The sequence below is a fragment of the Desulfurococcus sp. genome (genome assembly GCF_038881575.1).
Taxonomy (GTDB): Archaea; Thermoproteota; Thermoprotei_A; order Sulfolobales; family Desulfurococcaceae; genus Desulfurococcus.
The window spans coordinates 104,586-117,505 of the sequence record NZ_JAVZPN010000003.1 but is presented as its reverse complement, the minus strand read 5'-3'; the positions used below and the strand labels follow the sequence as shown (position 1 = coordinate 117,505).

Below are 12,920 nucleotides of genomic sequence, written 5' to 3'. Positions count from 1 at the left end.
TTAAAACACCTTGGACCCCTTATTCGTTTTGCTGTTTAAAACTCTTAATAAATAAGTCTACTGCATCCCGCCACTCATGCTTTAAAACATATAAGCCTGACTCATCGACCCCGAGGAGCCCCGCTTCCACTGCGTGGTTTATAGCGTCATCTAACTGTAACCCTGTTATAATGGTTACCGTTATGATGAAATACCTTGCTGCCGCACCCTTCACCCTGCCTCTGACAGCTGTGTTTAATTCACTTATTCTCTCAACTAATTCGAGAAGCCTGTTCTTCTCCATATTAGTGTAAATAGTGTCATCCTCAAGCCTAGCCTTATACCCTTGTTTCTCAAGGATTTTCACGAGCACCTCGGGTGGGAAGGTCTTCCTGATTAATTTAACTATCGTGTCAATACTGAATGCTTGCAAACCCGGCCCACCGACCCCCTTAACCATCTTTGAATAATTCTTTAACTCGATCCATAGTTTTTTCAAGTCTGTTTCATATCCGTAGGCATCTATTATTAAGCCGTTACTGGTTACCGCGAACTCAACATGCTCTATTGAGGGAACCCTATCCTTGACAAGCTCATATAATTTTAAACATTCCTCGCCTCTACATGGAACCCTGTATCTCCGCTTAACCAGTGGCAAGCAATCACCTTGAGACATATATATAGTTTAAACTGATTTTACGTTTCTCGATATTCCCGCATGTATTACACACTAATTTATCGTTGCTCTTGTAGATCAGGGAGCCACATACACTGCAATACGCCTCTATAACGCCTAACCCTGGTTCCTTAATGGTTAATTGATACGGTATAGAATTATTGAGCACCTTAGCCTTAACGAAGTCGCCGGGTCTAATGGCCCCTAGAAGACTTTGCATAAACTCGTTGGATGCCTGTGATACATGTATAATCCCGGAGGCTTCAACTCTTTGCCCTTCCACACTATATATCTTTAGAAAAGCCAGCTCATCTGTCACAGCCTCGACATACGCTTCGACAATAGTTCCCGGCTTAATCAACTCTATGTTTTTCACTTGTCTAACATATACTTGCTTCTTATATCTATCGAAGACCTTTAACCCGAATACCTGGGATCTGACCAAACCTTTTTCATCGATGTAAGCACCTTGGAGAGGCAACGCCTCCTCCTCTACTGCAAGTGGTTCACCAGGCATCACTATCTCTTGCATACTTAATCACACCCTTGTCAGGATAATGAATACTGTTTTAACCCTATATATTCGCCTCCTATGGGTCTCAAACATCATTGGTATCTCGAAGTCCAGTAGCTCATATGAGTCCAGGGTAAACCCGTTGTCCTCGGCCACCTCCCTAGCGATATCTATGAATGCCTCAGAATACTTGTGTATACTATATATGCTTCTAGCCGTTGCCATAGCCCTCCTGAGGAAGACTATGTCTAAGCCCCTGTTTTCAGCGACCACGCCAAATGGAGGGTTCATTATCACTGTGTCAACATCCTTGAGTCCTAAACGCTCCACGTCTGCATCCACGTAGAGAATCCTGCCTGCCACACCTGGAAACAAGGATGTTGCTGTGCCTAAACCATGTAGTAATATGTCTTCATCAATATCTACACAGATAACTCTACGAGCACCCATCAGTATCGACGCAATAGATATCCTCCCATCACCACATCCGTAATCACCTATCGTCAATCCCTCCACGTCTCCCCTCATATACGCTGTCCAAACCATATGTGCCACTATGCTCGGTGGTGTCTGATATTGCTCAAGCCTCTTCTTCGAGTGCCTGTACCAGTTGATCCGTGAGAGAATCAACTCTAGCTCCTTCTTACTCCTAATAAGCCCCATTGCTTCACCACGGGTATACATATTTCTCCAAGCCGGTTAGAAGCATCAGGAATTCGCCAGGGGTTAGCACCGGCTTATAGAAGTCATCTAAGTCGTCTATGGGGAGCCTCGGACAACTCGTGACAACATATATGTCGAGATTGAGAGCGTTATCTATGGCTATTAATCGCTCAATACTAAGATACGTTGAGGAAACCTTGTAGACCCTATACCCTTTCTCCAAGGCTTCCTTCTCGAGTTTCTCAATAAGCCAGGAACGATACTGGCCCAGCCTAGACCCAATGACAAGTCCAACCCTGGCACCGCTTACCTTAGCCTCGTAGATCTTCAACAGTCTCTTCCTAAGGGTCTTCTGAGCCTCCTCACTAGCCGACCATACCCTACCCCTGTAGGGATCTAAGACTACTACAGGCTTCCTGGAAACCAGTGCAAGACCCAGGGGATGAAATATCCCACCAGCTATCACGAGATGAGCGTCAACTTTGTCATCTAGGGATGCTACATGCGTGTAGAGGCAACCCAGTAGAGGGCTGTGTACCTCATGAATCCTAAACCCATTTAAGCTGAGGTGTTCTGCAATAATCCTTCTTATTTTCTCCTCTACAATTGTTGAGGAGATGGAAACACCTATAATCCCCTGTGATCTGAGGTAGCTAGTTAGCTCTCCAAGCATCCCCTCACTAATCATTGGACGTGCGTAGACAGGGATATAAACAATGCTTACACCCGGCTTAAACCCGTGGTGGAAATACCCTAGATGCCCCAGGTGAATAAGGACGTCGACCCCGAGGGCTTCAGCCTCCTCCACAGGGACATCGCATGCTCCATACCCAGGGCTCGAGGAAAAGAATAATTCAATACCTCTTCCCTCGAAAACACCGGCGACGCATTTATATAAAGGCTTAAAGCCGTCTGGCGCGTGGAGGAGAACCCTTTTCACGCCTTTCTCGATAAGCCTATATAATGTATCAAGCTCGATATCATAGAGGTTGCATATGTCCTCCATGAATAACACGCCTTTTAATCCCATTATACCAATGTGGAAGACCTAATATTACTGTACCTAGAAAAACAAGGCTTTCAAATATAAAATAACCTAGTTCTCAGGTCCTGTAGAAGAGAACGCATTTAGGGCTCAGCTATAGTGGCGGGAGACCAGGCTTCAATGGTTTAACAATTACTCTTGCCGGTAACGGAAGCTTCGAGGCAGCTATTTTTAACGCTTCCTTACCTATCTTAGCATGCCCTGCCTTCACCCTTATCACTATCACCTCCTGCCCTGGGCTCACTCGTGCAGCTGTCCCAATGGGTTTACCAAATGAGAGCCTCATGCCATCCTGTAGACGGTCCGCACCAGCGAAGGCCATCATCTTGTTTTCCCTGATAACATGGTGGGGATATGGTTTGACTTTAAGGTAGAAGTTGTTCTCACCGGCATCAACACTGAGCTTCTTTAAAGCCATTACACGGGCTGCCTCCAACGCGTTATGCCTTATCTGCCCTGCTTCCTCGACTACTAGTGCAAGCTCGTAATCATAGTCTAGCTTTGGATTACCCATCTCAAACTTAGTTATCTTCGGCTGGGGGACACCTGGAATATATTCTTTCCTCGTATATGGTGGACCACTGAAATGCGTGTAGCACCTGGCTGGGCGTAGAGGCATGTTCTTAATCACCTACCCCTTCATTCATGTAATCAGGCTTTATTAACCTTAACCCGCCGCTTATTTATATACCTTGACTCCCCAGCCTGAAGGATTTAATACTCCCGGAAATCATTAATTATGAATCAGTGCGGGGGTGCCCGAGCTTGGCCAAAGGGGGCGGACTCAAGACGAGCCCAGGGAGAGATCCGCTGGCGTAGGCCTGCGTGGGTTCAAATCCCACCCCCCGCACCTTCCATTACTCCCTGACCCTGGAGCGATCTGTATATGGTTAAAATCCTGGTTGAGATCCCTATTTTTGAGGATGGGTGCTACTTATGGTGTTTGATAATATCAGGAATGCTTTAACAAGGTTTCTGAAGGGAGGGGACTACGAGAAATCCGTGGAGGAATTTATAAGGGAGCTACAGAAGGAACTCGTAAGAGCCGATGTTAATTTGAAGCTAGCGGTGGAGATCACTAACAGGATAAAGGAGAGAGCCCTTAAATCAGAGCCCCCGCCAGGTATTAGTAGGAGAGAATGGTTTGTAACAATAGTCTATGAGGAATTAACCAGGCTCCTAGGTGGCGATAAAAAACCCTCTATAAAGCCGTCGAAGAAGCCATGGGTTATAATGCTCGTCGGCTTACAGGGTTCTGGTAAGACTACAACAGCTGCTAAACTAGCATACTTCTATAAGCTAGAGGGCTATAAGGTGGGACTAGTAGCAGCAGACACCTTCAGGCCTGCAGCATATACGCAGCTTAAACAACTTGGTGAACAGATAGGTGTACCGGTTTATGGTGAGCCAGATAACAATGATGCTGTCTCGATAGCGGTGAAAGGAGTCTCCTTTTTCATTGATAGGAGAACAGATATTATAATAATAGATACCGCTGGAAGACACCACAAGGAGGAAGACCTCTTAGATGAAATGAGGAAGATAAGTGAACAGGTTAAACCAGATGAAGTAATACTCGTCATAGATGCATCCATAGGGCAACAGGCTCATAATATAGCCAGGAAGTTCCATGAAACCACCCCAATAGGCTCTATAATAGTCACGAAGCTTGACGGAACGGCTAAAGGTGGAGGCGCGTTATCAGCGGTAGCGGCAACCGGTGCCACGGTGAAATTTATTGGGACCGGGGAAAAAATAGATGAATTAGAAATATTCAACCCACCTAGATTCGTCTCGAGAATACTGGGGCTTGGAGATATAGAGAGCCTTGTTGAGAAAGTAAGGAGGCTACAACTAGACTTCACGGAGGAGGATGCTAAAAGACTCATCGAGGGAAAAATAAACATGAGGCTAGTCTACAAGCAACTAGTAAGCCTAAGAAAAATGGGCCCACTTGCCAAGATAATGCAGATGATACCGGGTCTAGGGGTGAAGCTACCGCTCGAGGTGGATCCAAAACAACTAGAGGGGAAGCTGAGTAAATGGCTTGCTGCAATAAATTCTATGACCTACGAGGAACTCGAGAACCCAGATATCATAGATAAATCCAGGATCAAGAGGATAGCTTATGGAGCCGGTGTCGAAGTCGAGGATGTAAGGGAATTACTTAAACAATATGAGTTAATGAAGAAGCTGAGTAAGCAACTACGTAGAAGAGATATATTAAAGAAACTTGGTATCAAACCCGAGGATCTTAAACTAGAAGAGGAGCCTGGTGGAAGCTAGGGATAAGAAGGATTGATGATCATGGAGACCCCTCAACAAAATAGATGTGGAGAACACTGTAGTATCATTGAGACAGCTGTAAAAATTCTCTCAGAATACCCTCTCTGCGATAGATGTCTAGGCCGTGTCTTCGCGAAGAAGGGGATTGAGTTATCCAATGAGGAAAGAGGGAGAGCGATCAAGACTCTACTAGCGATGAAGCTCTACGCAGACTACACTAGTAGAATCATTGATACCGAGTATATTGGTAAAATAGCATCAAACACAGGGGATCCCGTTACAAGGCTATATAGAAAAATAACTGGTAGAGAGATCTCCGTAAATCCATGCCATATATGTCTCCACAGGGTATCCAGCGATTATATTGATGAAATAGCTAGGAGAGTAGCAATGAAACTAAGCGAGTTGAATGCATCCTCATTCATCATAGGTGTAAAACTGGATAGCGAGGTAGTTAAGAAGGAGCTGGATGTACACGTGCTGGCAGGATTGGAGTCAAGTGAGTCATTGAAAAACGAGTTGAAACGCGAGATAGGTAAGAGAGTGACTCAACTAACAAATATACCACCCGACTTCGATAAGCCGGATGTAGTAGTAATAGTGGATGTAAATAGGGACTTCGATTACTCGATACAAACGCAGGTAAACCCAATACTGTTAAAGGCGATATATTTCAAGAGAGGGCGTAGAATATCCCATGTACCATGGTTCACAAGTAATGGATCCAGGAAATACCCTGAAAGCATACAGGACTTTATAAGGGATAGTATAGCAAGCCTCTTCGATGCACGAGACATTAAAATTCATGCGGCTGGACGGGAAGACGTGGATGCTAGAATGCTTGGTTCCGGGAGACCCTTAGTAATAGAGGTTAAAGAACCCGGGTTCAGGAATGTCGATCTAGACTTGTTAAACTATATACTGAATGATCAATTTATCAAGGTCTCGGTAATAGGGGCTGCAACTAGAAGGGATATCGAGTCCATTAAGGAGGGATCCAGAAAGAGGAGGAAGATATATAGGGTAGCAGTCCTCACTGAGAAACCAGTATCTCAAGAAGACCTCGAAAGGCTCTCAAGCTTCTTCAAGGAGAGAAGTGTTAAACAAAGAACACCAATGAGAATACTGAGGAGGAAAAAAGATCGCGAGAGAGTTAAACGGGTACACCGCGTCGAAGCTATCAGTATCTCTCCACGGGTCTTCGAGGCATTAATATATTGCGATGGCGGCTTATACGTTAAGGAACTAGTGCACTGCGACAATGGACGCACTACCCCTTGTTTCAGCGAGATACTGGGGACGCCTGCTTATCCACTAGAACTAGATGTACTCTATGTTGAGAAAGCATGGGATAAATAACTTTATAAGCTGGTTACAGGGGATTTTAGATATAGCGTGTCCAATGGATGCTTAAGCCTGCAGTATGAAAGGTGGAAAAGATGGTTAAAGCACCAAAGGGGTATAGGCATAGAACCAGGAAGCTCTTCAAGAAGAATGTCAGGGAGAAGGGATCGATACCGCCTCTAAGCCTAGTGCTAAGGGAGTATAAAGAGGGGGAGAAGGTACACATAGTTATCAATCCATCAGTACACAAGGGAATGCCGTATAGGAGGTTCCATGGAAAAACCGGTGTAGTACTTGGAAAACGTGGAAAAGCCTATATTGTTAAAGTGATGATGGGGGACAAGGAGAAGATATTATTTGTAAGGCCAGAGCACATGAGACCCTTAAACATCCCTCAGGCACAGTAAGCCTAACCCGTAAACATTAATATTCCTAGGCTTATAACTATATATGGTGGTGACCAGTATTGTCGAATACCATAGTATTAAAAGCAATAGAGGAGAAACAGTTGTCAAATAGTGAGGCATACCTGATTCTCAGAAATATAGTGGAGAAGATAAAGGAGGAAACCGGAACAGTGCCCCTCCTGCTTTCAAGGGTCTTGGAATATCTTAAAACCCATCATAAAATACCCCCGGAGAAAGCAGGGGAACTCCGTGAGTTACTGGCTTCCAAGGGCTTGAAAGATGAAACCATTGTAATGTTAATGAATATCTGTCCCTCCTCGATAGATGAGTTAAGATACCTTATGGAGCTCGAAGAGAAGACCCCGGAGCAAGGCATCTTAGAAGAGATACTAGCCACCCTAAGCAATTATTGTACGGGTGTAGCCCCTTCCTAATCCTCACCTGTATCAAGCCTGCTTAAAGGGGATTGCATTGTCACATCGCGATCACAATTTTAGATATAGGAGGCATGGGGAGAGACACTGGGATGAAAGACGTGAGCCGGCGCTTTATGTTCTAGACTACCTTGAGCTTGGAAACCCCTCTGATCCCCATTATGAACACAGGAACCAGCCTTTCATCCAGGGTGTCGGGGTGAAATACTTCTCTCTACTCGAAGCAACTCCCCTACCCGCGGTTAAAATAGAGATACTTGAGAAAATAGACCTTGGATACCCGAGTAAGGTCAAAAGAATCATGCATATAGTATACAGTGAGCTCACCAGCGTCGCTAAAACCAATCTACCCGAGGCCCTTAAAAACATAGTACTAGAGAACGAGAAGGTATTCGTTGAGTTCTTCAATATAGCTGAGCCAGTCAACATAAGGCTACACGCACTTGAATTACTCCCCGAGATAGGTAAGAAGACAATGAACCAGATACTCGAGGAGAGAAGCAAGAAGAGGTTTGAGAGCTTCGAGGACATAAAGAAGAGGACTCGTATAGATCCTGTTAAAGCCCTTGTAAACAGGGTTATCAAGGAGTTGATTGGTGGAGAGAAGTACTATTTATTCATAAAATCCCCCGAGCCTAACACGCTGTACTTAGGGTACTTGGAGAAACTATATGGGGAGCTATATTAGGCCAGATGAAATGAGTAGGCGTGACCTCCTTTCATGGACTATAAGCATACTCCGTGAGCATGGTTTAAGACCCAGGAGGAAGCTGAGCCAGAACTTCATCATAGATCCTCGGCTTATAAGGGACTTTATAACCCATGTAAACCATGTGGAAACCACTGAAATAGGCTGTGGACTAGGTACTCTAACCATTCCATTAAGCAGAGTGGTTCCTAGACTTATATGCATAGAGATCGATGAGAAACTGCTGGGTATAGCTGTTAAAAACTTGGATACATCCAACACTCTCTTCATCAATGCTGATGCCACTAAGTACACAGTGTTCTCTAGGCAGGTGGTAGGGAATATACCATACCATGTTACATCCAATATATTGGTTTCAATAGCTAGATCGAATAACGTGGAGAGAGTTGTATTCACGCTTCAAAAAGATGTCGCCGAGAGACTTGTAGCCAAGCCAGGTAGTAAGCAATATGGTAGGATAACTATTCTACTCAACGTATTGTTTAACATAGAAATCACAGGTATATATGGTCCCTCCTCATTCTACCCTGAGCCAAAGGTAGGACACGCCATTATAACTTTAACCAGGCGACACGTTTTTAATCAGGATGTATTCGCCCTCGAGAAGTTGACCAGGCTATTGTTTACTCAGAGGAGGAGGATAGCTTTAAGAGTTCTCACCAAGACCCTTGGTATAGGGGAGGACAGCGAGATATATATGTATGCCCGTGAACTACTTGGAGATAAGAGAGTATATGAGGTCAGCGGAGAGGTGTATGCGGCATTAGCGAGAAGACTAAGGGAGAATGGATTACTGTAGGGAGTCTCAAACTAGTATTCAAGGGAAACGTGTACAGGCCTAGTGATGACTCATGGCTTGTAGTAGAGCTACTGGACTCCATTAAGCCGAAAGCAGATCTCTGCATGGATCTCGGATGCGGTAGCGGTGTACTGGGACTCCACGCCTTGTTAAAAGAATACTGTGAAAAAGTCATCTTCATAGACATCGATGAAGACGCCCTCAACACGGTTAGAGAGAACACAGTGTTAAACAATGCCGCTGGGAAAAGCATCATCTTATCGAGTGACACGGGTACGTCTATAAGGGAGTCATCAATAGATCTAGTCCTAGCCAACCCCCCATACCTGCCTGCATGGAGCGGCAGCATAGAGGATATAGCTACTGAGGGCGGTGTACACGGGTACGAGGCAATACTCTACTTCATCGATGTAGCATGGTATGTTCTCAAGCCCGGTGGATTACTAGTGCTTGTTTACTCGTCGCTATCGAATCCGCTGGTGGTGGAAGAATACTTGTCTAAGAAGGGGTTTAGTAGGGTGGCCTCTATAACTAAAAACATGTTTTTTGAAACACTATATAGTGTTGGAGTAGTGAAGAAGCATGTTGAGGATAGTACTGGTGGGTATTGAGGGTCCAGTGAATCTTGGAGTCATAGCTAGAACCTGTGTAAACTTCAATGTTGATGAACTATACATTGTTAAACCAGTAGCCAGTATCGAGGAGGCTTTAAACTACGCAGCTAGGGGAAGAGATTTCCTGCTTAAAGCCAGGGTCACTGATTCACTTGATGAAGCCGTTAAGGGAGTAGACCTGGTCGTGGCTACTAGTGATGAAGGATATAGTGTAGGAGACATGCTTAGACAAGCCATTGATTTAAACGGGTTCGCCGAGAAAATATTCCCGAGAACTAGGAGCGTGGCTATATTATTCGGTAGGGAAAGCACTGGTTTAACACGGGAAGAAATCAGTAAAGCCGATATCCTGGTCACGATACCAGCAAACCCATCATACCAGGCACTTAATATTAGCCAGGCAGTAGCCATAGTGCTATGGGAGCTCTGGAAGCAGAGGAGTATCACTGCAACCAATATCCCCCCTTTAGCCAGCAAGGAAACACTGAAGCAATTACTTGATTTAACAGTAGAGATCTCAAAGCTAGTTATGACTACCGAGGAGAAAATAACTAGATCAAGGATCCTATGGAGGAGAATACTCGGCAAAGCACTTCTCACAGAAAAAGAGGCCGCCTTATTAAGATACTGGCTTCAAAGAGTAAGAAGACATCTTTCCTCATAATAAAACCTAAAACACTATAATTCTATAACTAAGGGTGAAACCTTGTACAATAGGTTTACTGGTAAAACCTGTATCGTAACAGGTGGTGCTAGAGGCATTGGGGCAGCCATTGCGACAAGATTAGCACTTGAAGGATGCAACACCGCTATAATAGACATAGATGAAGAAGCAGGTAGGATAAGGGAGAACGAGCTAATCTCGAAAGGTTTTAAAGCAGTATTCATCAAAGCTGACGTATCCATAGAGCATGATGTGATGAAGGCTGTGGAATACGTGTTCAACAAGTATAACTCGATAGATGTTCTCGTGAATAATGCCGGCATAGGATTCACAGGAAGAAGCATAGAAGAACAGACACTTGAAGAATGGAATAGGATAATCAGTGTAAACCTCACCGGACCATACCTCATGAGTAAACATGCTGTTAAATACATGAAGAAAAAAGGCGGCGTCATCATAAATATAGCTTCAACCAGGGCCCTTCAATCCGAGCCTAATACAGAGCCTTATTCCGCATCCAAGGGTGGGCTCGTAGCCCTCACACATTCGCTAGCCGTGAGCTTAGCTCCATATAGAATAAGAGTGCTCACCGTGTCTCCTGGCTGGATAGACACAAGTATGTGGCAGGTGCCCCCTAGAATCCCCTCGCTGACGAGACTCGACCATCTACAACATCCAGCAGGCAGGGTTGGAAGACCCGAGGATGTGGCATCCCTTGTGGCCTACCTGGCTTCAGATGAAGCAGAATGGATGACGGGTGTGAATATCATCATAGATGGTGGCATGATAACTAAAATGATCTACATTGATGAAAACATTATAGAGGACTCAATAGCTCTCTTAACAGGAGACCGTGAATTCTCTACAATGGTTAAGAAACTAATCATGGAGGCAAAGAACAACATGGAGAGCGCGAAATCGAAGCTAAGGAGCATAATGAATCTCTAACAATTATTCTATGATTAAAATCTTCTACTGCTACCATATTATCAAGGGTTCGGGTCCAGTATGGGTTGATGTTGGTCGTTGCCATCCCTTATACAACAATATATTATATTTTATTAACTAGTATTCAAAAAGTCTTTCCAGGTGAATATTATGGGTATAGTTGAAGGACTACATGTTCTTGTAACGGCTTCCACGAGAGGCCTTGGAAGGGGTGCCGCTGAAGCATTACTAGAGGAGGGTGCGAAAGTCGTTATAAATGGGAGAAGCCGGGATAATGTTGAGAAAACCCTTGGAGAACTGAAAAGTAGATTTGGTGATAGAGTTCACGGGGTTGCAGCTGATTTAACCGTTAGGGAGGATGTCTATAGGCTGGTGGATGAGGCTGTAAAGTTCCTCGGAGGCCTTGACTCAATAATCTATATAACCGGTCCTCCTAGACCCGGCACATTCCAGGAGATACGCGAAGATGAATGGGAGTATAATGCGAGGCTCCTCGTCTTCAATGCGATATGGCTTGTCAATGCTTCTCTCCCATACTTGAGGAAGTCAAGTAATCCCTCGATAATCTTTTCAACTAGTTTAGCAGTTAAGGAGCCAATAGATAACCTGGCATTATCAAACGTCCTCAGGCTAAGTATCCATGGCTTGGTTAAAACACTCGCTAAAGAGCTTGGCCGTGAGGGAATAAGGGTTAATGCAGTGATGCCAGGCTACATCGAGACTGATAGAATAAGAAGACTGATCGAAGATAGAGCTAGAAGAGGTAACAAGTCATATGAGGAGGCATACAGGGAATTCGTCAGCGATATACCTTTAGGGAGGCTTGGCTCACCAATAGAGTACGGTAGAGTAATAGTGTTCCTAGCAAGCAGGTATGCTTCATACCTTAACGGTGTCTCAATACCGATCGATGGAGGACTCATGAAATCGGTATTCTAAGTTAATAAAGCCACGGGTTTGTAAGCTCTCGTTAAACTCCTCCAGTTTTTTCGCGTTCAAATAAGTCTTCTCTCTTGGATTTTGGATGGGATTGAAGAGCTTGCTTTCTCTCCCGATAGTTATTTTTTAAATACTTATATTTTCTACCTGTTAAATAGAGTTGAGAACCTGAGTAACTGGAGTTAAGCTGGGTGAATCAAGCTTCCAGGGTTTTCTCCTCTTAATGCATCCAAGAGTTTTTCGGGTTCACGGTAGCTTATTAGTTGAACCAGTATCTTGCTTCTAATCGCTAAATCCAGTGCCTTCTCATCTATTAATGCATATTCTCCCGGTAGCTGTTTCTGCTCTAGTATTTTTTTGAGGAGGCTTGCATTTATTTCTCTCAGTGGTTTTGCATCAGGGTATTTAGCTGGATCTCTATCATATACGTATCCAACTGCTGAGAAATAGTAGAGCTTCTCGGCGCCAACCGCTTCAACCACCTCTATAGCTGTCGACGCTGTTGATTGTCCTGGGATTAATCCACCCATTGCAACAACCCTGTGTGAAGATAATGCCTCTAATACTTCCTCAAGGCTTACAGCCGGCTTTGGGTAGGCATAGGGTTGCAGTGAAGAAGCTATGAGCAGGCTGTTGAGTCTTGATACCCATATTCCTATTAAGTCAAGCCAGTAATTCGAGGAGACGCCTAGTGATCTAGCGTCAGAGATGTATTTTCTAGCTATGTTACCGCCTCCCGTTATTACTACCAGTCTATATTCGCTCACCATACTCTTCAGCAGCTTTACGTATCTAGAGATCAGGGTCGAACCCTCGTCGAATGCCTTACCCGTTATCTTTAGGACAAGCACATCACTCATCTTCACCACCGTCTTTTTTAAACATACTCTGATATTTTA

16 protein-coding genes and 1 tRNA gene are annotated in these 12,920 nt (G+C 44.4%); 11 read left to right on the top strand and 6 right to left on the bottom strand.

Features of this window, described 5'->3' with window-relative positions; translation table 11 throughout:
- Nucleotides 1-19 precede the first annotated feature (19 nt).
- From QXV08_RS04060 to QXV08_RS04040, 5 genes are all read right to left on the bottom strand, one after another.
- Nucleotides 20-637 carry a DUF2067 domain-containing protein gene (locus QXV08_RS04060; protein WP_342786491.1) on the bottom strand — a complete coding sequence of 206 codons (618 nt, stop codon included), beginning with the start codon at nucleotides 635-637 and terminating at the stop codon, nucleotides 20-22.
- 4 nt (nucleotides 638-641) lie between these two features.
- Nucleotides 642-1,187: an exosome complex RNA-binding protein Csl4 gene (locus QXV08_RS04055; protein WP_342786490.1), complete on the bottom strand. Its 546-nt coding sequence runs from the start codon at nucleotides 1,185-1,187 to the stop codon at nucleotides 642-644.
- A 6-nt stretch (nucleotides 1,188-1,193) separates the two neighbouring features.
- A complete protein-coding gene (locus tag QXV08_RS04050) occupies nucleotides 1,194-1,832 on the bottom strand; it encodes an METTL5 family protein (RefSeq protein ID WP_342786489.1) in 639 nt (212 codons plus the stop codon).
- Between the two features lie 4 nt (nucleotides 1,833-1,836).
- Entirely contained in the window at nucleotides 1,837-2,838 is a 1,002-nt protein-coding gene (gene dph2 / locus QXV08_RS04045) for a diphthamide biosynthesis enzyme Dph2 (RefSeq protein ID WP_342786488.1), read from the bottom strand.
- Between the two features lie 133 nt (nucleotides 2,839-2,971).
- On the bottom strand, nucleotides 2,972-3,496 hold the full coding sequence (locus QXV08_RS04040; protein WP_342786487.1) for a 50S ribosomal protein L16: 525 nt from the start codon (nucleotides 3,494-3,496) through the stop codon (nucleotides 2,972-2,974).
- A 130-nt stretch (nucleotides 3,497-3,626) separates the two neighbouring features.
- Between QXV08_RS04040 and QXV08_RS04035 the strand changes: the two genes are divergently transcribed.
- From QXV08_RS04035 to QXV08_RS03985, 11 genes are all read left to right on the top strand, one after another.
- Nucleotides 3,627-3,727, top strand: a tRNA-Leu gene (locus QXV08_RS04035).
- Between the two features lie 86 nt (nucleotides 3,728-3,813).
- Entirely contained in the window at nucleotides 3,814-5,163 is a 1,350-nt protein-coding gene (locus QXV08_RS04030) for a signal recognition particle protein Srp54 (protein WP_342786486.1), read from the top strand.
- A gap of 21 nt (nucleotides 5,164-5,184) precedes the next feature.
- Nucleotides 5,185-6,522 carry a tRNA pseudouridine(54/55) synthase Pus10 gene (locus QXV08_RS04025; protein ID WP_342786485.1) on the top strand — a complete coding sequence of 446 codons (1,338 nt, stop codon included), beginning with the start codon at nucleotides 5,185-5,187 and terminating at the stop codon, nucleotides 6,520-6,522.
- Nucleotides 6,523-6,602: 80 nt separating this feature from the next.
- Nucleotides 6,603-6,914, top strand: coding sequence for a 50S ribosomal protein L21e (locus QXV08_RS04020; RefSeq protein ID WP_342786484.1), 312 nt, complete (start codon nucleotides 6,603-6,605; stop codon nucleotides 6,912-6,914).
- A 59-nt stretch (nucleotides 6,915-6,973) separates the two neighbouring features.
- On the top strand, nucleotides 6,974-7,348 hold the full coding sequence (locus QXV08_RS04015) for an RNA polymerase Rpb4 family protein (protein ID WP_342786483.1): 375 nt from the start codon (nucleotides 6,974-6,976) through the stop codon (nucleotides 7,346-7,348).
- A 37-nt stretch (nucleotides 7,349-7,385) separates the two neighbouring features.
- Nucleotides 7,386-8,036, top strand: a complete 651-nt coding sequence (locus tag QXV08_RS04010; protein ID WP_342786482.1) for a DUF655 domain-containing protein — start codon at nucleotides 7,386-7,388, stop codon at nucleotides 8,034-8,036.
- Nucleotides 8,037-8,046: 10 nt separating this feature from the next.
- On the top strand, nucleotides 8,047-8,856 hold the full coding sequence (rsmA, locus tag QXV08_RS04005; RefSeq protein ID WP_342786481.1) for a 16S rRNA (adenine(1518)-N(6)/adenine(1519)-N(6))-dimethyltransferase RsmA: 810 nt from the start codon (nucleotides 8,047-8,049) through the stop codon (nucleotides 8,854-8,856).
- Between the two features lie 29 nt (nucleotides 8,857-8,885).
- Complete coding sequence (locus tag QXV08_RS04000) at nucleotides 8,886-9,467, top strand: methyltransferase (protein ID WP_342786480.1); 582 nt, start codon at nucleotides 8,886-8,888, stop codon at nucleotides 9,465-9,467.
- A complete protein-coding gene (locus QXV08_RS03995) occupies nucleotides 9,439-10,134 on the top strand; it encodes a TrmH family RNA methyltransferase (protein ID WP_342786479.1) in 696 nt (231 codons plus the stop codon). The genes QXV08_RS04000 and QXV08_RS03995 overlap by 29 nt, the downstream gene beginning before the upstream one ends.
- A 42-nt stretch (nucleotides 10,135-10,176) precedes the next feature.
- Complete coding sequence (locus QXV08_RS03990; RefSeq protein ID WP_342786478.1) at nucleotides 10,177-11,082, top strand: SDR family oxidoreductase; 906 nt, start codon at nucleotides 10,177-10,179, stop codon at nucleotides 11,080-11,082.
- Between the two features lie 150 nt (nucleotides 11,083-11,232).
- Nucleotides 11,233-12,021 carry an SDR family oxidoreductase gene (locus QXV08_RS03985; protein WP_342786477.1) on the top strand — a complete coding sequence of 263 codons (789 nt, stop codon included), beginning with the start codon at nucleotides 11,233-11,235 and terminating at the stop codon, nucleotides 12,019-12,021.
- 182 nt (nucleotides 12,022-12,203) lie between these two features.
- Here QXV08_RS03985 and pyrH read toward each other — a convergent pair whose 3' ends face one another.
- Nucleotides 12,204-12,881, bottom strand: a complete 678-nt coding sequence (gene pyrH / locus QXV08_RS03980; RefSeq protein WP_342786476.1) for a UMP kinase — start codon at nucleotides 12,879-12,881, stop codon at nucleotides 12,204-12,206.
- Between the last annotated feature and the right edge of the window lie 39 nt (nucleotides 12,882-12,920).

Excerpts from the sequence above, each read along its gene's own strand:
- QXV08_RS04025 (WP_342786485.1), top strand. The coding sequence starts at position 5,185 with ATGGAGACCCCTCAACAAAATAGATGTGGAGAACACTGTAGTATCATT.
- QXV08_RS04020 (WP_342786484.1), top strand. The coding sequence starts at position 6,603 with ATGGTTAAAGCACCAAAGGGGTATAGGCATAGAACCAGGAAGCTCTTC.
- QXV08_RS04050 (WP_342786489.1), bottom strand. The coding sequence starts at position 1,832 with ATGGGGCTTATTAGGAGTAAGAAGGAGCTAGAGTTGATTCTCTCACGG.
- QXV08_RS03985 (WP_342786477.1), top strand. The coding sequence starts at position 11,233 with ATGGGTATAGTTGAAGGACTACATGTTCTTGTAACGGCTTCCACGAGA.
- QXV08_RS04055 (WP_342786490.1), bottom strand. The coding sequence starts at position 1,187 with ATGCAAGAGATAGTGATGCCTGGTGAACCACTTGCAGTAGAGGAGGAG.
- dph2 (WP_342786488.1), bottom strand. The coding sequence starts at position 2,838 with ATGGAGGACATATGCAACCTCTATGATATCGAGCTTGATACATTATAT.
- QXV08_RS04040 (WP_342786487.1), bottom strand. The coding sequence starts at position 3,496 with ATGCCTCTACGCCCAGCCAGGTGCTACACGCATTTCAGTGGTCCACCA.
- pyrH (WP_342786476.1), bottom strand. The coding sequence starts at position 12,881 with ATGAGTGATGTGCTTGTCCTAAAGATAACGGGTAAGGCATTCGACGAG.
- QXV08_RS04030 (WP_342786486.1), top strand. The coding sequence starts at position 3,814 with ATGGTGTTTGATAATATCAGGAATGCTTTAACAAGGTTTCTGAAGGGA.
- QXV08_RS03995 (WP_342786479.1), top strand. The coding sequence starts at position 9,439 with ATGTTGAGGATAGTACTGGTGGGTATTGAGGGTCCAGTGAATCTTGGA.
- rsmA (WP_342786481.1), top strand. The coding sequence starts at position 8,047 with ATGAGTAGGCGTGACCTCCTTTCATGGACTATAAGCATACTCCGTGAG.